Source organism: Kitasatospora sp. Ki12 (assembly GCF_054601375.1).
On record NZ_BAAIHT010000001.1, the window covers coordinates 1,683,676 to 1,707,880 of the forward strand.

The window sequence follows — 24,205 nt, forward strand, 5'->3', positions numbered from 1 at the left end:
GTCCAGTGACGGACGCTAACCGACGAGGAGACCACCGTGACCACCGACCGCACCACCGCCCCCACCGCTCCGGCTGGCCGCACCGCCCGCACCGCCCGGATGAAGAACCCCGCGCTGGTCCTGCCGGACGCGACCAAGGGCATCCAGAACATCTACAAGGCCGCGTACCAGGGCGGCGTCGCCCCGCGGATCCTGGAACTGGTCCACCTGCGCGCCAGCCAGATCAACGGCTGCAGCGCCTGCGTGTTCTCCGGCGTCCAGGGCGCGAAGCAGCACGGCGAGACCGACGAGCGGCTGCACGCCGTCGCCGCGTGGCGCGAGGCCCCGTTCTTCACCGACGAGGAGCGCGCCGCGCTCGAACTCACCGAAGCCGCCACCCGGATCGCCGACCGCACCGGCAAGGCCGTCCCCGACGACGTCTGGGACGCCGCCGCCGACCACTTCGACGAGGCGCAGCTCTCCGCGATCATCCTGATGATCGCGCTCACCAACCTCTTCAACCGCATCAACGCCACCATCGAGGAGCCCGCCGGCACCACCTGGTGAACCCCGGGACCCCCGGTCCCGGGCGAGAATGGGCCCGTGACCAGCTCCTGGACCTCCTTCGGCGGCGACCTCCACCTGGACCTCACCGAACGGCGCGCCGCCGGCACCGGCCTGCGGGCCGCCTTGGAGGACGCCCTGCGCGAAGCCGTCCAGGACGGGCGGCTTGCACCCGGCACCCGGCTGCCCTCCTCCCGGGCCCTCGGCGAGGACCTCGGGATCGCCCGCAACACCGTCGTCGAGGCGTACGGCCAGCTCACCGCGGAGGGCTGGCTGGACTCCCGGCAGGGCTCCGGCACCACCGTCGCCCGCCGCGCCGTACCGGAGAACCCCGCCCCCGGCCGGCGCACCGACGCCCGGACGGCACCGCGGCGGACCGCCCGGCACGACCTGACCTCCGGCCGGCCCGACCTCTCGCTCTTCCCCCGCACCGCCTGGCTCGCCGCCGCCCGCCGCGCCCTCGCCGTCGCGCCGCACGAAGCCCTCGACTACGGCAGCCCGCTCGGCCGGATCGAACTGCGGGAGGCCCTCACCCACTACCTCGCCCGGGTCCGCGGCGTGCGCACCGACCCCGACCACCTGCTCGTCTGCAGCGGCGTCACCCAGGGCCTCGGCCTGCTCTGCGCCGCCCTGCGGGAACGCGGCACCCGGACGCTCGCCGTCGAGGAGTACGGGCTGCCGCCGCAGCACGCCGTCGTCCGCGCCGCCGGACTCACCACCGTCCCGCTGCCGCTGGACGAGGAGGGCGCCCTGGTCGACCGGCTGGACGCCCGGCCCGGCGCCGTCCTGCTCACCCCGGCCCACCAGTACCCCACCGGCGCCCCGCTGTCCGCCGAACGCCGGGCGGAGGCCGTGCGGTGGGCGCGCGAGCAGGACCGGTACGTCATCGAGGACGACTACGACGGCGAGTTCCGCTACGACCGGCAGCCGCTCGGCGCGATGCAGGCGCTCGACCCGCAGCGGGTGGTGTACGCCGGTACGGCCGCCAAGAGCCTCGCCCCCGGACTGCGGCTGGCCTGGCTCGCCCTGCCCGACGCCCTGGTCGAACCGGTCGCCCGGCTCAAGGTGCTGGCCGACACGATGTCCCCGGTGCTCGACCAGCTGACCCTGGCGGAACTGATCACCTCCGGCACGTACGACCGCCACGTCCGGCGCTGCCGGCTGCACTACCGCCGCCGCCGCGACCAGCTGGTCGCCGCCCTCGCCGAACACGCCCCGCACGTCCGGGTCACCGGCATCGCGGCCGGCCTCCACGCCGTCGTCCAGCTGCCGCCCGACGCCACCCCCGAACCCGAACTCCTGGCCCGGGCCCAGGCCGCCGGCATCTCCCTCAGCGGCCTCGTCTCGCACCGCGCCGTCCCGACCGGGGCCGCCGACACCCCGCCCCCGCCGTCCCTCGTGATCGGCTACGCCACCCCGCCGGACCACGCCTTCCCGGCGGCGGTCCGGGCCCTCTGCGAACTGCTGCGCGGGGCCTGAGGGGTGGCGATCGGGGGCGGGGCTACTTGTTGCGGCTGCCGAGTTCGAACAGGAGCATGATGAAGCCGGCGAAGGCGTGGATGCCGGCGGTGTAGATCACCAGGCGGAGGTAGACCCGCTTGTTGGCCCACTTGCCAGCGTCCATGGTCTTCGGGCCGGCGGCGGTGTCGCCGGCGGCGGCCGGGGTGACGGCAGCGGCCGGGGTCACGGCGGCGACGGGGGTGACGGTGGTGGTGGGATCGGCCATGGTGATCTCCTCCAGGGTGTTCTGACGGCTGGTCAGTGAACGGTGGCGGGGCCGCCGCCGAGGCAGAGTTCGCCGCCGGGGCTCTGCAGCAGGGTGTGGACGAAGAGCAGTTCGACGCCGCTGTCGGATTCGGCGGCGATGCAGTGCGGGGTGAGCGAGTCGTAGTGGGCGGAGTCGCCCACGCCGAGGTGGTGGACGCGGTCGCCGAGGGTGAGCCGGAGCTCGCCGCGCAGGATGTACAGCCACTCCTCGCCCGGGTGGACCCGGACCACCGCGTCCTGCACGCCCGGCGGGACGTGCACCCGCAGGGCCTGCATGGCGCGGCCGGGGGCGCCGGCCCGGCGGTAGCCCCAGCCGCCGGCCCGGCCGGGTTCGATGGCGCCGCCGCGGACCACCGGGTCGGGTTCGGCGGCGGTCTCGCCGAGGAGGCCGGACACCGAGGTGCCGTAGGCGCGGGCGAGGCCGAGCAGGACGGGCAGCGAGGGCTGCCGCCGGCCGGTCTCCAGCCGGGACAGATAGGCTGGGGAGAGCCCGACCCGCGCGGCGGCCACCTCCAGGGTGAGGCGGCTGCTGAGCCGGTGCTCGCGGAGGCGGGCGGCGAGGCCGACGACCTCCTGGTCGTCGAGCTGGTCGCCGGTGGCGGGGGTGCCGGTGGAGCTGGTGGTCATGTGCCCAGTGGACACCCGACGTGCCGCACGGGCAAGAATTTTGCCTCTGGGGCAAACCACGTCCGCGCGCCCTTGGCAGGCCCCTTCGGCGGCCCCGTTCGGCGGGCCCCTTCGGCGGGCCCCTTCGGCAGGCCCGTTCGGCGGGCCCCTGCCGGCTCAGGGTCGGGGGATGTTCCGCAGGTTGCTCCGGGCCAGGTCGACCATCCGGCCGACGCCGCCGGAGAGCACCGTCCGCCCGGCCGCCAGCGCGAAGCCCTTCAGCTGGGCGGCGGTGATGTGCGGCGGGATGGACAGCGCGTTGGGGTCGGTGACCACGTCCACCAGCGCGGGCCCCGGCCGTTCCAGCGCCTCGGCCAGCACCTCCCGCACCCGGGCCGGCTCGGTGACCCGCTTGGCCGGGATGCCCATCGCCCGGGCGATGCCCGCGTAGTCCACGTCGCCGTTGTCGATCTCCCACTCCGGGTAGCCGGAGACCAGCATCTCCAGTTTGATCATGCCGAGCGCGCCGTTGTTGAACACCACCGTCTTCACCGGCAGCCGGTGCTTCGCCACCGTGAGCAGCTCGCCGAGGAGCATGCCGATGCCGCCGTCGCCGGCCATCGCGACCACCTGGCGCCCGGGGTGGGCGAGCTGGGCGCCGACGGCGTGCGGGAGGGCGTTGGCCATCGAACCGTGCAGGAAGGAGCCGATCACCCGGCGGCGGCCGTTGGGCTGCAGGTAGCGGGCGGCCCAGACGTTGTTCATCCCGGTGTCGACGGTGAACACGGCGTCCTCGGCGGCGACCTCGTCGAGGACCGAGGCCACGTACTCGGGGTGGATCGGCAGGTGCTTCTCGATGTCGCGGGTGTAGGCGCCGACCACGTCCTCCAGGGCGCGGCAGTGCTTGCGCAGCATGCCGTCCAGGAAGGCCCGGTCCCGCTTGGCGTCCAGCAGCGGCAGCACGGCCCGCAGGGTGGCGGCGACGTCGCCGTGGACGGCCAGGTCGAGGGCGGTGCGGCGGCCGAGCCGGGTCGCGTCGTGGTCGACCTGGACGGTGTGCGCCTGCGGCAGGAAGGAGTCGTAGGGGAAGTCGGTGCCGAGCAGCAGCACCAGGTCGGCGGAGTGCAGCGCCTCGTGGCAGGCGCCGTAGCCGAGCAGACCGCTCATCCCGACGTCGTACGGGTTGTCGTACTGGATCCACTCCTTGCCGCGCAGCGAGTGCCCGATCGGCGCGTTCAGGGCCTGCGCGGCCGCCATCACCTCGGCGTGCGCGCCGCGCACCCCGGCGCCGCAGAACAGCACGACCTTGCGGGCGGCGTTGAGCAGCCGGGCCAGCTCCTGGACCTGGGACCACGGCGGCGCGGCGACGGCCTGCTCGGTGAGGAAGTGGCTGGTGCCGGTGGGGCCGGCGGCGGGCAGCGCGGCGACGTCCCCGGGGAAGGAGAGCACCGAGACGCCGTGCGAGCCGAGCGCGTGCTGGACGGCGATCCGCAGCAGCCGGGGCAGCTGGGCGGGGGCCGAGAGCATCTCGCACCAGTTGCTGCAGTCGGTGAAGACCCGCTCGGGGTGGGTCTCCTGGAAGAAGCCGGTGCCGATCTGGGCGGAGGGGATGTGCGAGGCCAGCGCGAGGACGGGCAGGCCGCTGCGCTGGGCGTCGTAGAGGCCCTGGATGAGGTGGGTGTTGCCGGGGCCGCAGGAGCCGGCGCAGACCGCGATCCGGCCGGTGAGTTCGGCCTCGGCGGCGGCCGCGAACGCGCCGGCCTCCTCGTTGCGCACGTGCACCCAGGCGATGCCCTCGGCCCGGCGGATCGCGTCCACGACGGGGTTGAGGCTGTCGCCGACGACGCCGTAGACCCGCTCCACCCCGGCCTGCCGGAGCACCTCCACCATCTGTTCGGCCACGCTCGCCACGGGTGTGCTCCCATCGTCGTCACTCACCGCCGCCCCGCCGCAGGACACCTGCGGCGGCGCAGGACACCTGCACCCTCCGACGGGCGGGGCCCCGGGGCACCCGGAGTGGGCCGAACGGGTGAGGGTCCGGAACGGCCGCGGTGGCGGAGCCCCGGGACGGCTACTCGGCGGCCAGGTGGTCCTGCTGGCCGAGCTTGCCGGCGGCCAGGCCCGCCTGGGGCTGGCGGCGGGCGGGCTCCCGGCCGGGGGGCTGGGCGAACCGCTCCTGGGCGGGCGGGGCGGCGGTCGGCAGGGTGACCGGGGCGCCGGCCTTGACCTCCACCTCCTCCCCGTCGTGGCGCAGGTGGAGGACCTCGCCGCGGCGCAGCGTGTACGTCGTCCCGTCGTGGCCGATCCGGACGCCGAGCAGCCGTCCGCGCACCAGCAGCGAGAAGCTGAGCCGCATCAGTCCGGACGGCAGCCGGGGCCGGAAGTCGAGCGTCTCGCCGTGGTCGCGCAGCCCGCCGAAGCCGGCCACCAGGGCGATGCAGGCCCCCGCGAGGGAGGCCATGTGCAGGCCGTCGCGGGTGTTGCCGCCGAGGTCGTGGAGGTCCATCAGGGCCGCTTCGGCGGTGTAGTCGTACGCGAGGTCGAGCTGGCCGACCTCGGCGGCGATGACCGCCTGGGTGCAGGCGGAGAGGGAGGAGTCGCGGACGGTGAGGCGCTCGTAGTAGGCGAAGTTGCGGGCCTTCTGCTCGTCGGTGAAGGCGTCGCCGCGGACCTGCATGGCGAGCACCAGGTCGGCCTGCTTGACCACCTGCTTGCGGTAGAGGTCGAAGTACGGGAAGTGCAGCAGCAGCGGGTACTTCTCGGGCGGGGTGTTCTCGAAGTCCCAGACCTGGTGGTCGGTGAAGCCGTCGGCCTGCGGGTGGACGCCGAGGTCCTCGTCGTAGGGGATGAACATCGCGGCGGCCGCGTCCCGCCAGGCGGCGGTCTCCTCGGTGTCCACGCCGAGTTCGGCGGCCTCGTGCGGGTGACGGACGGCGGCCTCGGCGGCGGCGCGCAGGTTGGACTGGGCCATCAGGTTGGTGAAGACGTTGTTGTCGGCGATGGCGCTGTACTCGTCGGGGCCGGTGACGCCCTCGATGCGGAACTTCCCGGCGACGTCGTGGTGGCCGAGCGAGCGCCACATCCGGGCGGTCTCCACGAGGAGTTCGAGCCCGTACACCCGCTCGAACTCCTCGTCCCCGGTGGCCCGGACGTAGCGGGCGACGGCGGCGGCGATGTCGGCACCGATGTGGAAGGCCGCGGTGCCGGCCGGCCAGTACCCGGAGCACTCCTCGCCGTGGATCGTCCGCCAGGGGAACACCGCGCCGGCCAGGCCGAGCTGGGCGGCGCGCTCACGGGCCAGCGGGAGGGTGGTGTGCCGCCAGCGCAGGGCCTGGTTGACGGCCGCGGGCAGGCAGTAGGTGAGCACCGGCAGGACGAAGGTCTCGGTGTCCCAGAAGCTGTGCCCGTCGTAGCCGGGCCCGGTCAGCCCCTTGGCGGGGATGGCCCGTTCCTCGCTGCGGGCGCCGGCCTGCAGCACGTGGAAGATCGCGAACCGGACGGCCTGCTGGAGTTCGACGTCGCCCTCGATCTCGATGTCGCTGTTCTCCCAGAACTCCCGCAGGAACTCCGCCTGTTCGGCGACCAGGCCGTCCCAGCCGGTGTACCGGGCGGCGGTCAGCGCGGCCTCCACCTGGTCCCGGACGGCGGGCAGCGAGCGGGTGCCGGACCAGCCGTAGGCGATGAACTTGGTCAGCCGCAGCCTGGCGCCGGGCTCCAGGACGGTGGTGACACTGATCCGGCAGTGGTCGGCCTCCGCCTCGGCGACGGTGTCGGACCTCTCCGGGCCCGCGATGACGTGGTCCATGCCGGCCGCGACCCGGATGCCGCTGTAGCGGGTGCGGTGCACCAGGACGGCCTTGGTGCCGCCGGCGTGGTGCACCTCGGGCTGCAGCGGCGCCTCCAGGACGGCGGCGGCGCGCGGGTCGCCCTCGGGGCCGCCGGGCAGCTGCTCGTTGGCGACCAGCTCGGACTGCAGCACGATCCGCACCGGGCCGTCCACCGCCTCGACGCTGTACTCGACGGCGGCGACCGCGCGCTGGGTGAGCGAGACCAGCCGCGAGGAGCGCACCCGGATGGTCCGGCCGGCCGGGGAGGTCCACTCGGCCTCGCGGTGAAGCAGCCCCTCACGGAAGTCCAACCAGCGCTTGTGGCTGATGAGTTCGCCGTAGCGCAGATCGAAGGGCTCATCGTCCACCAGCAGCCGGATGATCTTGCCATTGGTCACGTTGATGACGCTCTGACTGGACTCCGGATAGCCGTAACCGCCCTCGCCGTACGGCAGCGGGCGCAGCTCGAAGACCCCGTTGAGGTAGGTGCCGGGCAGGCCGTGCGGCTCGCCCTCGTCCAGGTTGGCGCGCAGGCCGATGTGCCCGTTGGAGAGGGCGAAGACCGACTCGGCGCGGGCCAGCGCGCCCAGGTCCAGGCCCTGCTCGGTGACCTGCCAGGGGTCGATCGCGAAGTTGTCCGAGGGGCTCATGCGCCCACCTCGCTGCGCTCGGCAGGGGCATTCGCCCAGACGCACCTCTCGATGATGAGCTCGCTGCGCTCGCTCATGCCTTCTCTCCCTCTCCCTCTCCCTCTCCCAGGAGCTCGGAGAGGTCCTCGACGACCACGGTGGCGCCGTCGCGGCGCAGCTCGGCGGCCTGACCGGTGCGGTTCACCCCGACGACCGCGCCGAAGCCGCCCGCCCGGCCGGAGGCCACCCCGGCGAGCGCGTCCTCGAAGACGGCGGCGTGCGCGGGCTCGACACCGAGTGCGCGGGCGGCGTACAGGTAGGTGTCCGGGGCGGGCTTGCCGGGCAGGCCCTCGGCCTTGGCGACCTGGCCGTCCACGATCACCTCGAACAGGTCCTCGATGCCCGCCGCCCGCAGCACGTCACGGCAGTTGGCGCTGGAGGAGACCACCGCGCCCGGCAGCCCGGCCGCGCGCATCCGGTGCACGTAGGCGACGGAGCCCTCGTACGGCTGGACGCCCTGCTCCCGGATCATCCGCAGCACGGTGTCGTTCTTGGCCCGGCTGATCCCCTGCACGGTACGGGAGTTGGGCGGATCGTCCGGGGCGCCCTCGGGCAGGTCGATGCCCCGGCTGCGCAGGAACGTCCGGGTGCCGTCGAGTCGCGGACGGCCGTCCACGTAGGCGTCGTACTCGGCGACGGCGTCGAAGGGGACGAACGGCCCGCCGGTGCGGGCGGCTTCGGCGCGCAGGAAGGCGTCGAAGGTGTCCTTCCAGGCCGCGGCGTGCACCTTCGCGGTCTGGGTGAGCACCCCGTCGAGGTCGAAGAGGAAAGCACGGATGTCGTCCGGTAGCCCCAGCATGGGTGCAGTCTTACCCGGGAACGGGGGGAAGCCGCCGATTTCCCGGCGGCGCGTCGCGGGAAGGGCCGGTTCCGGTCGTCGCGGACCGGTACGGGCCGGTGCTGGCGGGCACGGCGGTCACGGCGCGGTCACGGAGCGTCGTGGCGCCGGGCGGTGACGAAGTACGGCTGGACCTTGCCGCTCTGCGCGTGGTCCTTGAGCCGGACCAGCAGCTCGGCCCAGGTGCCGGCCACCGCCGGGACGCCCTCCTCGCTGCCCGGCTGCCAGCCGCCGTGCCGGAACAGCAGCCGGGTGCGTTCGGGTGCTCCGGGCTGTTCGGCCAGCTCCCAGCTGATCCAGGTGCCCGCCCAGTGCGGCGGGAAGGCCCCGGCGTTGGTCCACACCACCCGGTCCTGGTCGGCCCGCTCCACCCGGAGCCGGAAGGGCTCGGGGACCTCGGGAAAGTCGAACAGCAGGACGTCGTCCTCCCGGTCCACCGCGGTGGTCCACCAGGAGGTCAGCCCGTCGTGCGTGGTGAGCGCGGTGAGGACGACGGCCCGGGGCGCGGCGATGTCGAACTGCAGGGCGATCTCGGGCATGGGGTCCGCCTTTCGGTGCCCGTCCCCTCCTCCTGTGGCCACGATGGCACGACCCCCGGGCCCGCGCGCCCTGGGACGCCGGTCGGGGGTCGGGGGTCGGGGGTCGTGCCGGGGACGGTCGGTCCCGGGGCGGGCGGTGCGATCAGCCGCCGCTGCCGTACGTGGTGTTGGCGCAGATGTCGTCGTCCGCCGAGCGGGCGTCGTTGGTGACGGTGGTGGGCAGCGGCTGCGGCGGGGACGGGACGCCGGGGGTGGCGCCGGCCGTCCCGCTGGGCGAGCCGGTGCCGCCGCCGGTGGTCGCCGCGAAGTCCTGGCCGACGATCACCGAGATGCCCTTGGAGCTGCCGGAGGACAGTTCGGCCCCCGGGAACAGCGCGGCGATCTTCTCGGCATTGGCCTTCTGCCCGGAGCCGTACTCGATCGTGGTGGTCTTGTACTTGGTGCTCGCCGCCTGGCCCGCGGTGGTGGCGCCGAACTTGGCGGTCTTCAGCAGTTCGGTGCCCTTGCCGGCCAGGCCGTTGACGACGGTCCCGTTGTAGACCGACACCTTGATCGCGGCGTTGGAGGCGTCCGCGGCGGGGGCGGCCGGGGTGGTGGGCGCGGGCGGCTGCGCGGCCGGGCTGGTGCCGCTGCCGGGCGCGTCGGGCTGCTGGCCGGTGGCGTTCTGGCCGTCGATGGTCTGGTCGGCCTTGAGGGTCTCCCAGAGCTTGTTGGCGTCCGACTGGATGAGGTCGATGTTGGAGTCCTGGGTGCGGTAACGCCAGGGCGCCGTCACGAACTTGAGGTCGTGCATGTCGATGTTCTTCATCGACAGCCCGAAGGAGAGCAGCTTGTCCGCCGAGTTCAGGCCCGGGTCGACGGTCAGCGACTTGGTGGCGGCGTCGGCCAGCGGCAGCAGGTTGGTGGGGCTCAGCCCGTCCTTCTTGATCTTGCTGATGAGGGAGCTCATGAAGGCCTGCTGGCGCTTCATCCGGCCGATGTCGGAGCCGTCGCCGATGCCGTGCCGCAGCCGTACGTAGTCGAGCGCCTTCTGGCCGTCCACGGTCTGCTTGCCCGCCGGGAGGACGAGGTCGCCCTTCTTGTGCAGGTTGGGGTTGATGTCGCCCTCGTAGATCGCCTTCGGCAGGCAGATGTCCACGCCGTTGACGGCCTTGGTCATCGCGGCGAAGCCGTTGAAGTCGACCACCATGGTGTGGTCGACCCGGATGCCGGTCAGCTTCTCCACGGTGTTCTGGGTGCAGGCCGGGTTCCCGTCGTCGCTGCCGCCGGTCGAGAAGGCCGCGTTGAACAGGTCGGTGTTGCCGCCCTTGGTCCACTTGCCGTTGGGAAGCTTGCAGGACGGCAGCTGGACCATCGTGTTGCGCGGGATCGAGATGCCCACGGCATGCTTGTGGTCGGCGTAGACGTGCAGCAGGATCGTGGTGTCCGAGCGGGCGCCGCCGTCCTCGCCGCCGCCGAGGTCGGCGTTGTTCTTGCCGCGGCTGTCCGAGCCGATCAGCAGGATGTTCACCGGCTTGTTGCCGTCCGCGTCGGCCTTCGCCTCGGGCGGACGGTCATGGGATATCGCGTCGCCGTCGAAGGACTTGATGTTGGCGTTCAGCTTGAAGTAGATCGCGCCGCCCGCGCCGGCGATCAGGACCAGGACGCCGGCCGCCGACCAGGCGACGATCTTCTTGACGTTCTTCTTCGGCTTGGCGTTCTTGCGCGCGGCCGCCCGGCCGCCGGTGTCCGGGCCCGTCGCCTTGCCGCCGCGGCCGCCCTTGCCCTGGGAGGCCGCACGGCGGGCCTCGGCCCGGCCGCCGGAACGGGGGGACGGCACGGCGCCGCCGCTCTCGGTGCCCTCGGTCGTGAGCGCGCCGGGTGCGTCCTCGCCCCGAGCCGGGCCCTCGCCCCACTGACCTGACATGCGCGTACCTTTCACCGACGGAAGCGACGCCCCGGACGATCTGGCGCACCGCACACAGAGAGACGGCCCCAACCGTTTCCCAGGTTGCACGTACGACCATCGGCACCAACCGACAATCGTTGCTTCCGATCATATTTAGGCGCGACGCGATCACCGACCTCCGGTCACCCGGCTACCGCGGCGACGGCAGGGCGATCACCAGGCAGAACACCTGAAACCGACCGATTCCGACGTGACTCATGCCACTGCCCGGGGGAGGGTGGCGGGCTCAGAGCCAGCCGCGGCGGCCGGCCAGGAGGCCGGCCTCGAAGCGGCTGCGGGCGCTGAGGCGGTCCATCAGGTCGGCCATCATCCGGCGCACGGTGCGCAGGGAGAGCCCGAGGTGCTTGCCGGCCGCCTCGTCGGTGTAGCCCTGGCCGAGCAGGCGGAGCAGTTCGTGCTCCTGGCGGGTCAGGCCCTGCTCGTCGCGCTCGCGCGGGGCGCCGAAGGGGGTGGCGTCGGACCAGGTCTGCTCGAACAGGGAGAGGAGGGCGGTGATCACGCCGGGCGAGGAGATCTGCACCGCGCCCTTGCGGGTGTTGGCCGGGTCTATCGGCACCAGGGCCACCCGGCGGTCGATGACCATCATCCGCAGCGGGAGCGCGGGCACCGTCCGGACCTCGCAGCCCAGGCCGGTCAGCCACTCGGCGTGCTGGACGGTGGCCCGGTCCTTGCGGACGCTGTCCAGGTAGACCGTCCGCATCGCCACGCCGCGGGCGAGCAGTTCCTCGTTGCCGGGGCGGCTGGCCTGGAGCGAGGCGGCGGACTGGGCGCCGCCGGGGTTGAAGGTGAGCAGTTCCCCGGTGACCGAGCGGACCAGCTCGTCCAGCCGGGCCTGCACGGTGGCGAGCCCGATCAGCCGCTCCAGCTGGCTGTCCTCCCGGGCGGTCTCGTCCCGGTACTCGGCGAGCAGGCTGGTGATCGCGTTCTGGCGCCGTTCGAACTCCTGCTGGGTGCGCTGCTGGACGGACTCGTAGTGGCGCAGCAGGGCCGGCAGCCCGACCCTGGGGTCGACCGGCCGCAGGCCGCCCGGGAGCTCGCCCGGGAGTTCCTCGGACGGCCGGAGCAGTCGGAGGTCGGCGAGCTGGTCGAGCGCGGCACGGATGCGTCCCTCGGGCAGGCCGAGCTCGTCGGCGATCCCCTTGGCATCCAGATGATGATCAGTCAGCATCAACCGGTAGACCGCCTGTGCGGCGTCGTCGATCCCGTCCGTCATCGGCGCACCACCCCCGTAGTCCGTCGCCCCGACCGGCAATTTCGACCGGACGAGTTGCCGCCTGATCATGCCAGGGCGAGCGGACCGGGACAACCGCCCGGAGCCCCCTGTTCCGGTCCGTCGATCGGCCCGCCCGGGAAAGGTAATGGAATGGTAATGGCACCATCGTGCCACGCCGTTCTTCCTGCCGTCCCGAACACCTTCCGGTGCCCCTCGGCGTGCAGCAGACTTTCGGTTGTCGGGGAGCGGCGAGCTCCCCGGCCGGGCCCGCCAATGACCGCGGACCGCTCTCACCGGCGGTCGACCGCAGCGGTCGCGGGAAATGCCCGGCGCCGCTTCCGAAACACTGTTCGTCCTGGGGGACTCCATGCTTTCCTGCCGTAGGTTCGCCTGTACCACCGCCGCCGCGATCGCCCTGGCCTGCGGCGTCCTGGCCGGGTCGGCGCAGGCCGCGACCAGCCACGCGCCGACCGCCGGCCCGACCGCCGTCGCCTCGGTGTCCACCGCGCTGGGCCACCTCGCCGACGAGATCAGCACGTCCCGGCTGGCCAAGCTGCCCGGCATCAACGCGCCGGGCGACTGGCGCTGGGAGTGAGCGGCAAAGCCGCCGACACACCGCGCACATGACGTCCCCTCATCGCACACCGTCCGTCGGGCGGTGACGAGGCCCCAGGTGGACGCACCCGCCCACCGGGCCGGCCGACGGGCGCGGCCCCCGCGCCGGCCCCTTCCGGCCGCACCGGCCGACCGCATCCGTCGGCCCGCCGCGCCGGCCGCGCCGAAGGGTGCCGCCCGCCCCCGCGCGCCCCACCCGGGCCGACCCGGCCGGGACCGAACTCCGGGCGCCGCAAGAAATTGAATGTGCAACAAACCCGTCAGGAGCGACAGTGCCGGTTATCGAGCCGATTGTGCTGAACTTCTTCGGCATCGAGGTCGGCCTCGTCCGGGCCGACCGCGATGAGATCTCGTTCCATTTCGGTCCTCACCTCACAGGGATTTCCCAGGATCCGGACCAGCTGCGGGTGGAATTCTCCGGCGCCGCCGGAAATGGCTCCCCGGGCGATTTCCTGGTCCGCCGCAGCGACGGCACGCCGCTGCTGCGGCGGCCCTTCCGGGGCTGGGGCAACGTGCCGCCCGCCGTGCCGCCGTTCGCCGCGCTGCAGGACCGGTTCTGCCTGCTCCCGGCCGTGGTGCTGGCCAAGGGCGGCGCCACCGTCGCACTGCTCGGCGGGCCGTACTCGGAACAGGCGAACGTCGGCGCCGCGCTGGCCCAGCGCTCCTGGGAGTTCGTGTCCGGACGGCTGCTGGTGCTGGACCGCCGCAGCGGCCACGTGCTGCCCTACCTCACCCCGCTGGAGGCGCGCGGCCCCGCCGCGGCCTGGCTGCGCGGCGCCGGACTGCCGGAGGGGATGTGGCGCACGGTCGCCTCGCCGATCGGCGGCGAGGTGCTGCTGGTCCGCCCCGAGTGCCTCGGCCCGGTCGTTCCGGTACGGGCCCGGCTGGCACCGCCCGCGCTGGTCCGGCTGTGTCGCGGCGTCGACGAGGAAGTCCGGCTGGCACCATGGGAGTTCACGACCCAGACCTGGCCGGCCGGATCGGCCGGCCTGCTCGCCGGGGCGCCGACCCACTGCCTGCACCTGCCCGGTGTGGGCGGGGCGGAGGAGGCGGCGGGCCTGATCGATCACGCAATGACCAAGGAGAAGGACGAGTCGTGCCTCGACGTACCCGCTATGCCATCGGCGCTCCGTGCTGGGCTGACTGCATCACTCCCGATCTGAACGGGAGCCGGGACTTCTACTCGGCGCTGTTCGGCTGGGAGTTCGTCGCCGAGTCGCCCGACTACCAGCTCGCGATGCTCGGCGGGGAGATCATCGGCGGCTTCGGCGCCGCGCCGGCCGGGATGCCGCCGGGCGCGGTGTGGAACATCTACCTGGCGACCAAGGACGCCACCCGCACCTGCACGCAGGTCGGGCGCCACGGCGGCCGGGTGGTGATGCCGCCGGTGCCGGTCGGGACGAACGGCCGGCTCTTCCTCACCGTCGACCCCTCCGGCGCCGCGGTCGGCTTCTGGGAGGGCAGCCGCGCCGAGGGCGTGGTGCTCGCCGACGAACCCGGCGCGATCAGCGGCCACGAGCTGCGGGTGCCGCTCGCCGCCCGGGCCGAGGCCTTCTACGGCGCGCTCTTCGGCTACCGGCTCACCGCCGACGGGGAGTTCGAGCTCGACGGGGACGGACGGGCCCGGGTGGTCGAGAGCGACCAGGGCCGCCCGCAGTGGCTGCCCCACGTCGGCGCCCTCGACCCGGCGGACACCGTGCGCCGGGCGGTGGAGCTCGGCGCGCGGCTGATCCGCCCGGGCCGCGAGGAGCCGCCGGTGCTGCGCGACCCGTGGGGCGCCGAGTTCGGCGTCGTCTCGGCGCCGGCCGACGGCGACCGGGACTGACGGCAGGGCCCGACCGGGGGGATCGGGTCCTGCCGTCCTGCTGTCACGGCGTCACGAAGTCACGGCGTCACGGCAGGACGGCACCGGACCGTCAGTGCACCGGGCCGCCCCGGCGCCGAACGTCACAACGCCTTGACCGCCGAGGCCAGTTCGGGCCTGCCCTTGATCGCCAGCTTGCGGTAGATCCGGCCCAGGTGGGTGTCGACGGTGCGCTTGCTGAGGCAGAGGCGCTCGGCGACCTCCAGGTTGCTCAGCCCCTGCAGGACCAGTTCGGTGACCCGGCGTTCGCTCGGGGTGAGCCGGACCGGCCCGGCGTCGCGGGTGCCGATGGCCGGCCCGCGGTCCTCGGCGGGGCGGGGGCGGGCGTCGCCGCCGGGCAGCGGCTCGGCGGCGATGGTCCGGGCCGCGGCGGGTTCGCCGAGCGCCTGGTACGCCTGGGCGGCGTGCGAACGCCACGGCACGCAGGCCGGGTTGGCGATGCCGCGGGCGGCCAGCTGGTGTCCGCACTCCAGGAAGAGCCGCAGCGCCTGCTGGTGGTCGCCGCGGTGGGCGGCGAGCAGGCCGCGGGCCTCCAGCACCGCGGCGCGCAGCAGCGGGTGGGCCTCGGCCGGCAGGTCGACCGCGGCGAGGTCCGTGCCGTCCACCGGCAGGCCGCGGCGCAGCCGGGTCCGGACGACCAGGGCCCGGGCGGCGCCCGCGAGTTCCTCGGCGCGGACCCTGCAGGCCAGCTCCGCGGCGTGTTCGGCGTCGGCCAGGGCGGCGTCCAGCCGGCCCTGGCGGTGGGCGATGTCGGAGCGGGCGAGCAGCGCGAGGGCGAGTTCGCCGCGGTGGTTCCAGCGCTGGGCGGAGCGGACCGCCCGGCCGGCCCAGGCGGCCGCCTCGTCCAGCCGTCCAGTCCAGGCGTAGGCCATCGCCGCGCCGAGCACCTCGACGCCGGCCTCGGCGGGCGAGACCCCGCGCACGCTGCGGGCCGCCAGCCGGACCGCCGTACGGGGCTGGCCGCCGGCGGCGGCCGTCGCGGCCAGGGCGCCCAGCAGGGCGGGGGCCGAGGCGGCGGCGGGGTCGGCGCGCAGGGCGGCGACGGCCTGCCGCAGGGCGGTGCGCCGGCCGGTCAGCAGGGCCTGGGCGGCGAGCGGCAGCAGCAGGTCGGCGGGGGGTCCGGCGGTGGCGGCGAGGGCGTGGGCGGCCTCGGTGAAGGGGACGGTGGCCGCGCCGGAGGAGCTGAGCGCCAGGACCGGGCCGGTGAAGGGCGCCAGCAGCCGGGCCCGGTCGACCGGGTCGGCGACGGTGGCCAGGCCGGCGGCGCAGCGGGCGGCGGCGGCGACGTCCCGGTGGAGTTCGACGGCGCCGAGCTGACCGGTGAGCGAGCGGACCGTGTCCGGGTCGGTGGTGTCGGCGAGCGCGCGCTGGAGGTAGCGGGCGGCGTCGTCCCAGTGTCCGTCGGCGGCGGCGTCCCGGGCGGCGGTGCGCAGCACCGGGACGGCCCAGTCGAGGCCGGTGGTGCCGGAGGACATCAGGTGTTCGGCGGTACGGCCGGCCGGGGCGCCGAGCCGGACCAGCAGGGCGGCGGCCCGCTCGTGCAGGGCGACCAGGATCCGCGGGTCGGTGCGGGCCAGGACGGCGGTGCGGACGAGTTCGTGCCGGAAGGTCTCGGGCGGCCCGGGTTCGATCAGGTCGGTGCGGCGCAGCGCCTCGCGGGCCTCGTCGGCGAGCAGTTCGCCCTGGCCGGCGAGCAGGGCGGCGGTGGCGAGGTCGGCGTCGGCGCCGAGGACGGCGAGGCCGGTGAGCAGGTCGGCGGCCCGGGGGTGGCTCTGCCGCAGCCAGCTGAGCGTGGTGTCGGCGAGGGTGCCGGCGCCGATCCGGCGCACGGTGTGGAGGTCGGGTGAGCCGGGGGAGATCCGGGCGGCGACGAGCCGGGCGGTGAGTTCCTCCAGCACCAGCGGGTTGCCGCGGGAGAGGTTGTGGCAGACGGCGGCCAGTTCGGGGTCGACCGGGGCGTCGAACTCCTCGGCGACCCGCTCGGCGACGCAGCTGTCGCAGAGCGGTCCGGGGGTGACGGTGCGGGCGTGGCCGAGTGCGCCGAGTTCGGCGGCGAGCGGGTCGTCGGCCTCGTCGGCGGTGGTGGCGAGCAGCGCGACCGGCAGGCCGTCGAGCCGGCGGGCGAGGTAGGAGAACCACTGCCGGGACTCCTCGTCGGCCAGGTGGAGGTCGTCCACGGCCATCACGACGGGGGTTCGGGAGGTCAGTGAGCGGGCGGCCTGGAAAAGGTTGCTGAGGACCCGTTCCCGACCGTTCCCGGGACTTTCCGGGCCTTCCGGGAGCGCGGTCGCGAGAAATTCCCCGCCGGGGAATTCGGCGCCCTGCGCGACATTGCTTGACATGCGCATGAAGGGGTCGAAGAGCTGGCGCACCACCCCGTACGGAAAGTCCCGCTCGTTGTCGTGACATCGGGCCCGCAGCACCACCGCCTCGCCCGGCATCCGGGCCAGCGCGGCCCGCAGCAGCGCACTCTTGCCGATCCCCCGCACCCCTCTGACCAGCACCACAGCCGGTCGTCCGGCACCCGCGCCGGCCACCGCCCGGGCCAACTCGGCCAGCTCCTGTTCACGGTGCAGCAAAACTCCACCAGTCAACGCAACCCCCCGTCGGTACCTCACGCGGACCCACCAGTATCGCCTCGCCCACCCGGCTGTCAACGCGCCGGACGAATACGTACCGCGCTACGTACCGGCCCGGCGGAATACGTAATTCCGGCCGATGCGTATATCGGCCGCCCGGACGAATATGCAGTATGTACAGCGGTTTTCACGGAGTGTTCAATATCAACGACGAACTTGTGAACACAGGGGGATGATTATGGAGCGACCGCGGCTCAAGGCCCATTTCCTCACCGAGACGGTGGGCGAAAAGGTCTTCCTGCTCGGAGAGGGGCAGGACTACCTCGTCCCGGGGGCCGCCGCGGTGCGCCTCCTGCCCTACCTGGACGGACGGCGCACCGTCGCCGAGATCCTCCAGGAGCTGGGCGGCACCGTGCCCCTCGGCCAGGCGCTGACCGCACTGCGCCGCTACGAGGCCGCCGGGCACCTCGCCGAGGGCCGGCCCGACCTGCCCGACCACGTGCTCGCGTACTGGGACGCCCAGGGCGTCGACCCGGCCGTCGCGCTGGAGACCGCGCAGGCCACCGAGCTGCTGGTGCTGGCCCTCGGCTCCGCCGACGCCGCGCCCCTGGTGGACGCGCTGACCGCGACCGGCCTGCGGGCCCGCCCGGTGACCGAGGACGAGGCCGTCGCCGGCGGCCCCGCCGCCATGGTGATCGCGCTGACCGACGACTACCTGGACCGCGCGCTGGAGCGGCTCAACACCGCCCGCCTCGCCGACGGCCGCCCCTGGCTGCTCGCCAAGCCCACCGGCACCGCCCCGTGGCTCGGCCCGCTGCTGCGCCCCGGCGACACCGGCTGCTGGACCTGCCTCGCGCAGCGGATCAGCGGCAACCGCCAGGTCGAGCGCTACCTGGCCGGCAAGCGCGGCGAGACCGTGCCGCTGCACCCGCTGCGCGCCGCGATCCCGGCCGGCCCGGCGATGGCCGCCCAGCTGCTGGCCGCCGAGACCGCCCGCACCCTCGCCGACGAGTGCTGCGCCGCGCTGGCCGGCACGATGATCAGCCTCGACCTCAACACCCTGCAGACCACCGAGCACACGCTGGTCCGCCAGCCGCAGTGCCCGAGCTGCGGCGACCCGGCGCTGCTCACCGAGCGCAGCCCCAAGGTCGTCCTGCGGCCCAGCCCCGCCCGGCACACCACCGACGGCGGCTACCGGGTACAGGCCCCGCAGTTCACCTACGACCGGCTGAAGCACCACATCAGCCCGCAGCTGGGCGCGATCACCCGCCTCGGCGCGCACGAGGACACCGGCAACGGCATCACCTTCAGCTTCACCGCCGGCCACAACTTCGCCATGGTCAACGACAACATGGACCTGCTGCGCCGCAACATGCGCGGCCAGAGCGGCGGCAAGGGCCGCTCCGAGATCCAGGCCAAGGTCAGCGCGATCTGCGAGGCCATCGAGCGCTACTCGGCGGTCTGGCGCGGCGAGGAGCCGGTGGTGCGCGCCGCCTACCGCGACCTCGACCCGGCCACCGCCGTCCACATGGACGCCCTGCTGCAGTTCTCCGACGAGCAGTTCGCCGGCCGCGCCGCGTGGAACGCCGACCCCAACCACCGGCTGCACCTGGTGCCCGACCCGTTCCCGACCGACGTCGAACTGGACTGGACCCGCGCCTGGTCGCTCACCCACGACGCCGAGCGCCTCGTCCCCTCCGGCTACGCCTGGTACGGCCACCCCGACCTGCAGCAGCACTTCTACTGCGTCGGCGACTCCAACGGCTGCGCCAGCGGCAACACCCTGGAGGAGGCGATCCTGCAGGGCTTCTGCGAGGTCGTCGAGCGCGACGCCGTCGCCCTGTGGTGGTACAACCGGCTCGCCCAGCCCGAGTTCGACCTCGACTCGCTGAACGACCCGTACGTCGACACCATGCGGGCCTTCTACGCCTCGGTCGACCGCGAGCTGTGGGTCCTCGACATCACCTCCGACCTCGGCGTCCCGGTGTTCGCCGCGATCTCCCGGCGCAAGCACGCGGTCGAGGACATCATGGTCGGCTTCGGCGCCCACCCGGACCCGCGGATCGCCGCGATCCGCGCGCTCACCGAGGTCAACCAGTTCCTCCCGTTCGTCGACCGCCGGGACGAGGAGGGCAACACCCTCTACCGCACCGACGACCTGGAGACCCTGGAGTGGTGCAGGACCGCGACCGTCGCGAACGAGCCCTGGCTGCTGCCCGACCGCGACACCGCCGCCAGCACCCTCGCCGACTTCGCCCCGCTCGTCGGTGACGACCTGGCCGACCACGTCCGGGACTGCGTCGAGCGCGCCGCCAAGGCCGGCGTCGAGGTGATCGTGCTCGACCAGAGCCGCCCCGACCTCGACCTCAGCGTCGTCAAGGTGATCGCCCCCGGCATGCGCCACTTCTGGCGCCGCCTCGCCCCCGGCCGGCTGTACGACGTCCCGGTGCGCCAGGGCCGGCTCGCCGCTCCGCACACCGAGGAGCAGCTCAACCCGAAGAACGTCTTCTTCTAGGAACGGCCGGGTGCTGACACCATGACCACCGCTCTGACGACCCCCCAGGACGACGCCCACCTGCCCGCGACCGCCCGTACGGTCCGCCGGCTGCGGCTGCGCCCCGACGGCTCGTTCGCGCCGCTCGGCCCGCGCGCCGTCCGGCTGACCGCGCCCGTCGGCGCGCTGAACCTGAACGACCTCGCCCCCGGCGCTCTGGAGGCCGTGGCCGCGCTGGCCGCCGGCGAGCACACCGAGGAGGAGCTGGCCGCCCTGGTCGCGGCCCGGGACGGCGACGCCGGGCTGCTGCGCTGGCAGCTCACCCGCCGCCGGCTCGGCACCGCCGGGCTGCTGGAACACTCCGTCCACCTGGTCACCGACACCGCGGACGAGCCGCTGGCCCGGCTGCGGCCGGTCGGCCGGGGCGCCGCCGAGCCGGGGCCCACCCCGGACCCGACCGGGCGGGTGAAGCTGTCCCGCTTCGCCTCCGCCTCGGCCGAGGACGGCGCCCTGCTGGTCCGCGCCCCCGGCGGCCCGCTGGCCGTCGGGCTGACCGCCCGGGCGGCCGGACTGCTCGCCGCGCTGGCGGGCTGGACCAGCCCCGCCGCGCTCGCCCAGCTGCCCGGCGGCCTGCCGCTGGACGCCGTCCGGCAGACCCTGCGGCTGTTCGCCGCGGCCGGCCTGCTCGCGTACGGCTCCCCCGGCGCCGAGCCGGAGGCCGAGGAGCAGCGCTTCGCCCAGTGGCAGGCGGCCGACCTCGCGTTCCACTCCCGCACCCGCCGGCCGACCACGGTCGCCGGGTACGGCGGCACCTACCGGTTCGGCGACCGGTTCGCCCCGGAGCCGGCCTCGCCGGCGCCGTTCCCCGGCGAGAAGGTCGCCCTGCCCGTCCCGGACCTGGACGAACTCGTCCGCGCCGACCGGCCGTTCACCGAGGTGCTGGAACAGCGCCGCTCGGTGCGCGACCACGACGAGCAGGCGCCGATCACCGTCGAGCGGCTCGGCGAACTGCTCTGGCGCTCCGTGCGCCGGCGGCAGACCTTCACCGGCGGCGACGGCCAGGAGCTGGCCGACCGGCCGTACCCGAGCGGCGGCGCGGTGCACGAGCTGGAGGTGTACCCGCTGGTCACCTCCTGCGCCGGCCTCGAGCCCGGCCTGTGGCACTACGCGACCGACCGGCACGAGCTGGAGCTGGTCAGCGAGCCCACCCCGGCGACCGCCCAACTCGTCGCCAGTGCCCGCGAGTCCAGCCTGATGAAGGCCGACCCGCAGGTGGTGCTGCTGGTCACCGCGCGGTTCGGCCGGGTGATGTGGAAGTACGAGACGGTCGCCTACCCGCTGATCCTCAAGCACGTCGGCGCGCTCTACCAGACCCTCTACCTGGTCGGCACCGCGATGGACCTCGCGGTCTGCGGCCTCGGTGGCGGCGACGCCGCCGACTTCGCCGCGGCCAGCGGCATCGACTACTTCACCGAGGGCACCGTCGGTGAGCTCGTGATCGGCAGCCGGCCCCCGACGCTGCGCCAGGACGTCGGCGTCCCACGGAGAGAAGCCAGAAGATGAAGTTCCGTTTCAAGGCGCTGCAGCGGATGCGCGAGCCGGACGAGCTGGACTCGCCCACGCTGCTCGCCGCGCCGCGGGGCTGGATCGCCCTGTTCGTCGTCATGATCACCATGGCGGCGGCGCTGCTCTGGACCTTCGCCGGCACCATCCCGATCACCGTGGACGCCCCCGGCCTGCTGACCCGCCCGCACGGCACCGCGATGATCCAGAGCCCGTTCGGCGGGATGGTCCGCACCGTCCTGGCCAAGCCCTCCGACCAGGTCAAGCAGGGCCAGTCGGTGGCCCGGGTCGAGGACTCCGAGGGCCACAGCCGGGAGATCACCAGCCCGTTCGGCGGGCGGGTGGTCGGCCTGTCGGTCACCGACGGCCAGGTCGTCGCCCCCGGCTCCCCGGTGGTCTCGGTCGAACGGATCGACGACCCCCAGGAGGGCGTGGTCGCGATGGTCTTCGTACCCGCGACCCACACCGTCGGGCTCACGCCCGGCGACCAGGTCGACCTCAACGTGTCCACCAGCCCGGCCGGCGCCTTCGGCCTGCTGCGCGGCACGGTCAGCTCGGTCAGCCCGTACGCGCTCACCAAGGAGGCGATCTCCGGCCTGGTCGGCGGCGACCTCGCCGCCCAGCGCTACCTGGGCAAGGACGCCCCGCGGCTGGTCGTGGTCGAGCTGACGCCCGACCCGGACACCCCGACCGGCTACGCCTGGACCTCGCAGAGCGGCCCGCCGAACCCACTCGGCACCCAGGTCGCCGTCACCGCGACGATCAACGTGGGCAAGCAGACCCCGTTCAACCTGATCCTCGGCCGCTGAGGGGGCTCCGATGACAGCCACGATCCCGGAGGCCACCCGGGCCACCGCGCCCGAGCCCGAACCCGGACAGAAGAAGAACCGCCGCGGCCGCCCCACCCGGGCGGCCGCGCCGCGGCGCTGGCGGCACGCCGTACCGACCGTCCTGCAGATGGAATCGGTCGAGTGCGGCGCCGCCAGCCTCGCCATGATCCTCGCCCACCACGGCCGCTGGGTGCCGCTGGAGGACCTGCGCGGCGTCTGCGGCGTCTCCCGCGACGGCGCCCGCGCCTCCACCCTGCTCAACGCCGCCCGTACGTACGGGCTCAAGGCCCGCGGCTACCAGACCGAGGCCGAGAAGCTCCGCGACCTCGACGGCCCGGTGATCATCTTCTGGGCCTTCCAGCACTTCATGGTCGTCGAGGGCATCCGCACCCGGTACGGGCGCACCGTCGTCGCGGTCAACGACCCCGCCAGCGGCCCCCGCCTGATGGAGTGGGACGAGTTCGACTCCGGCTTCACCGGGATCGTGCTCTCCTTCGAGAAGGGCCCCGACTTCGAACCCGGCGGCGACAAGGGCGGCGTCACCCGCGCCCTGCTCGAACGCCGGCTGCCCACCGGCCGGGCCATGCCGCTGGTGCTGCTCGCCAGCCTGCTGCTGGTGCTGCCCGGCATCGCGATCCCCGCGTACACCCGGGTCTTCATCGACCGGGTGCTCACCGGCAGCGGCGGCGGCTACCTGCTGCCACTCCTGGCCGCCATGACCGCCACCGCCGTGGTCGTCTTCGTGCTGACCTCCGTCCAGCGGCACTACCTGCTGCGGATCGAGATCCGGATGGGGCTGGTCAGCTCCGCCCGGTTCTTCCGGCACCTGCTGCGGCTGCCCGTCGACTTCTTCCTGCAACGCCGCCCCGCCGAAGTCGCCAAACGGGTGTCCGGCAACGACGTGGTCGCCGAGATCCTCTCCCGCGACCTCGCGCTCACCGTCATCAACCTCGGCCTGGTGCTCTTCTACGCGGCCGTACTGATCCGCTACGACATCCTGCTCGGCGTCGTCGGCCTCGGCATGGCGCTGCTCAACATCGTGGTGCTGCAGGCCGTCGCCCGCTCCCGCACCGACGCCGTCGCCGCGCTGCGCACCGACCGCGGCAACCTGACCGCCACCACCTTCACCACGCTCTCGCTGATCGAGACGGTCAAGGCCACCGGCTCCGAGCCGGACGCGTTCAGCCGCTGGGCCGGCTTCCTCGCCAAGGTCGTCACCGCCAAGCAGAAGCTGGGCATCCCCAGCGCCGTGCTCACCGTGGTACCGCCGATGCTCGCCGCCCTCAACAGCGGACTGATCCTGCTGGTCGGCGGACAGCGGGTGGTCGACGGCGCGATGAGCGTCGGCATCCTGGTCTCCTTCCAGACCCTGCTCGCCGCGCTCAGCCGCCCCGTCACCCAGCTCACCAACCTGGGCGGCCGGCTCCAGGACGTCACCGCCGACATCAAGCGGCTGTACGACGTCGAGCGCTACCCGGTGGCCGCCGCCTTCGCCAAGCCCGAACCGCCCGCCGGGCCCAAGCTGGACGGCAACCTGGAGTTCGAGAACGTCCGCTTCGGCTACAGCCCGCTCTCCGAGCCGATCATCAAGGACCTCAGCCTGACCGTGGTCCCCGGCCGCCGGATCGCCGTGGTCGGCGGCTCCGGCAGCGGCAAGTCCACCCTCGGCCGACTGCTGACCGGCCTCTACACCCCGTGGTCGGGCCGGATCCTGCTCGACGGACGGCCCCGCGAGGAGCTCTCCCGGACCGTCCTGGCCTCCTCACTGGCCTACGTCGACCAGGACATCTCGCTCTTCGAGGGCACCGTCCGGGACAACCTCACCCTGTGGAACGACGACGTCCCCGACGAGGCCGTCACCGCCGCGCTGCACGACGCCGCCGTCTTCGACACCGTGATGACCAGGCCCGGCGGCATCCACAGCGCCGTCCTGGAGGGCGGGCGCAACTTCAGCGGCGGACAGCGCCAACGCCTGGAGCTGGCCCGCGCGTTGGCCACCGAACCGACCCTGCTGGTGCTGGACGAGGCGACCAGCGCGCTCGACCCGGAGACCGAGCGGGTGATCATGGACAACCTGCGCCGCCGCGGCTGCGCCTGCCTGATCATCGCGCACCGGCTCTCCACCGTCCGCGACGCCGACGAGATCATCGTGCTGAGCCAGGGCGAGATCGTCGAACGGGGCACCCACGACGAGCTGTTGGCGCTGGGCGGGCACTACACCGCGCTCATCGAGTCCGCGCGCCGCGAGGAGGAGGACGAACTGTGAGCGAGCGAACCATCAGAAGGTGCG

Annotated in this window: 18 protein-coding genes; 9 read left to right on the forward strand and 9 right to left on the reverse strand. The window is 73.8% G+C overall.

Annotated features, from left to right (window positions below):
* Positions 1–99: 99 nt before the first annotated feature.
* Both ACYP53_RS07290 and pdxR read left to right on the forward strand, forming a co-directional pair.
* Complete coding sequence (locus ACYP53_RS07290; RefSeq protein ID WP_189913571.1) at positions 100–546, forward strand: carboxymuconolactone decarboxylase family protein; 447 nt, start codon at positions 100–102, stop codon at positions 544–546.
* A 36-nt stretch (positions 547–582) separates the two neighbouring features.
* A complete protein-coding gene (gene pdxR / locus ACYP53_RS07295; protein ID WP_459646943.1) occupies positions 583–2,022 on the forward strand; it encodes a MocR-like pyridoxine biosynthesis transcription factor PdxR in 1,440 nt (479 codons plus the stop codon).
* Between the two features lie 22 nt (positions 2,023–2,044).
* Here pdxR and ACYP53_RS07300 read toward each other — a convergent pair whose 3' ends face one another.
* From ACYP53_RS07300 to ACYP53_RS07335, 8 genes are all read right to left on the reverse strand, one after another.
* On the reverse strand, positions 2,045–2,269 hold the full coding sequence (locus ACYP53_RS07300) for a DUF6126 family protein (protein WP_189913474.1): 225 nt from the start codon (positions 2,267–2,269) through the stop codon (positions 2,045–2,047).
* A 32-nt stretch (positions 2,270–2,301) separates the two neighbouring features.
* Positions 2,302–2,937 (reverse strand): helix-turn-helix domain-containing protein, encoded by a 636-nt coding sequence (locus tag ACYP53_RS07305; RefSeq protein WP_189913473.1) that lies wholly within the window; start codon positions 2,935–2,937, stop codon positions 2,302–2,304.
* Between the two features lie 156 nt (positions 2,938–3,093).
* On the reverse strand, positions 3,094–4,827 hold the full coding sequence (locus ACYP53_RS07310; protein ID WP_268256517.1) for a pyruvate dehydrogenase: 1,734 nt from the start codon (positions 4,825–4,827) through the stop codon (positions 3,094–3,096).
* 160 nt (positions 4,828–4,987) lie between these two features.
* A complete protein-coding gene (locus tag ACYP53_RS07315) occupies positions 4,988–7,393 on the reverse strand; it encodes a glycoside hydrolase family 65 protein (RefSeq protein WP_459646944.1) in 2,406 nt (801 codons plus the stop codon).
* A gap of 73 nt (positions 7,394–7,466) precedes the next feature.
* Positions 7,467–8,231 (reverse strand): HAD family hydrolase, encoded by a 765-nt coding sequence (locus ACYP53_RS07320; RefSeq protein ID WP_459646945.1) that lies wholly within the window; start codon positions 8,229–8,231, stop codon positions 7,467–7,469.
* A 128-nt stretch (positions 8,232–8,359) separates the two neighbouring features.
* Positions 8,360–8,809, reverse strand: coding sequence for an SRPBCC family protein (locus ACYP53_RS07325; RefSeq protein ID WP_189913470.1), 450 nt, complete (start codon positions 8,807–8,809; stop codon positions 8,360–8,362).
* Between the two features lie 142 nt (positions 8,810–8,951).
* Positions 8,952–10,715, reverse strand: a complete 1,764-nt coding sequence (locus tag ACYP53_RS07330; protein ID WP_189913469.1) for an LCP family protein — start codon at positions 10,713–10,715, stop codon at positions 8,952–8,954.
* Between the two features lie 268 nt (positions 10,716–10,983).
* Entirely contained in the window at positions 10,984–11,970 is a 987-nt protein-coding gene (locus tag ACYP53_RS07335; protein WP_189913468.1) for a helix-turn-helix domain-containing protein, read from the reverse strand.
* Positions 11,971–12,337: 367 nt separating this feature from the next.
* Here ACYP53_RS07335 and ACYP53_RS07340 point away from each other — a divergent pair, with 367 nt between their 5' ends.
* The 3 genes from ACYP53_RS07340 to ACYP53_RS07350 all read left to right on the forward strand — a co-directional run bounded on the left by ACYP53_RS07340 (position 12,338) and on the right by ACYP53_RS07350 (position 14,410).
* A complete protein-coding gene (locus tag ACYP53_RS07340; protein WP_189913467.1) occupies positions 12,338–12,565 on the forward strand; it encodes a hypothetical protein in 228 nt (75 codons plus the stop codon).
* 313 nt (positions 12,566–12,878) lie between these two features.
* Positions 12,879–13,748, forward strand: coding sequence for a hypothetical protein (locus ACYP53_RS07345; RefSeq protein ID WP_189913466.1), 870 nt, complete (start codon positions 12,879–12,881; stop codon positions 13,746–13,748).
* Positions 13,682–14,410: a VOC family protein gene (locus tag ACYP53_RS07350; RefSeq protein ID WP_459646946.1), complete on the forward strand. Its 729-nt coding sequence runs from the start codon at positions 13,682–13,684 to the stop codon at positions 14,408–14,410. The genes ACYP53_RS07345 and ACYP53_RS07350 overlap by 67 nt, the downstream gene beginning before the upstream one ends.
* Positions 14,411–14,532: 122 nt before the next feature.
* Here the strand turns inward: ACYP53_RS07350 and ACYP53_RS07355 are convergent, their stop codons facing one another.
* Entirely contained in the window at positions 14,533–17,028 is a 2,496-nt protein-coding gene (locus ACYP53_RS07355) for an AAA family ATPase (protein WP_459646947.1), read from the reverse strand.
* A 238-nt stretch (positions 17,029–17,266) separates the two neighbouring features.
* On the opposite strand from ACYP53_RS07355, the gene ACYP53_RS07360 reads away from it, so the two are divergent.
* Genes ACYP53_RS07360 through ACYP53_RS07375 form a run of 4 tightly spaced genes read left to right on the forward strand, consistent with a single transcriptional unit; the run spans position 17,267 to position 24,181 of the window.
* On the forward strand, positions 17,267–19,543 hold the full coding sequence (locus ACYP53_RS07360) for a TOMM precursor leader peptide-binding protein (RefSeq protein WP_189913463.1): 2,277 nt from the start codon (positions 17,267–17,269) through the stop codon (positions 19,541–19,543).
* Positions 19,544–19,564: 21 nt separating this feature from the next.
* A complete protein-coding gene (locus ACYP53_RS07365) occupies positions 19,565–21,085 on the forward strand; it encodes a SagB family peptide dehydrogenase (RefSeq protein ID WP_459646948.1) in 1,521 nt (506 codons plus the stop codon).
* A complete protein-coding gene (locus ACYP53_RS07370; RefSeq protein WP_189913461.1) occupies positions 21,082–21,894 on the forward strand; it encodes an HlyD family efflux transporter periplasmic adaptor subunit in 813 nt (270 codons plus the stop codon). The genes ACYP53_RS07365 and ACYP53_RS07370 overlap by 4 nt, the downstream gene beginning before the upstream one ends.
* Positions 21,895–21,904: 10 nt before the next feature.
* Positions 21,905–24,181: an NHLP family bacteriocin export ABC transporter peptidase/permease/ATPase subunit gene (locus tag ACYP53_RS07375; RefSeq protein ID WP_459646949.1), complete on the forward strand. Its 2,277-nt coding sequence runs from the start codon at positions 21,905–21,907 to the stop codon at positions 24,179–24,181.
* The last annotated feature ends 24 nt before the right edge of the window (positions 24,182–24,205 follow it).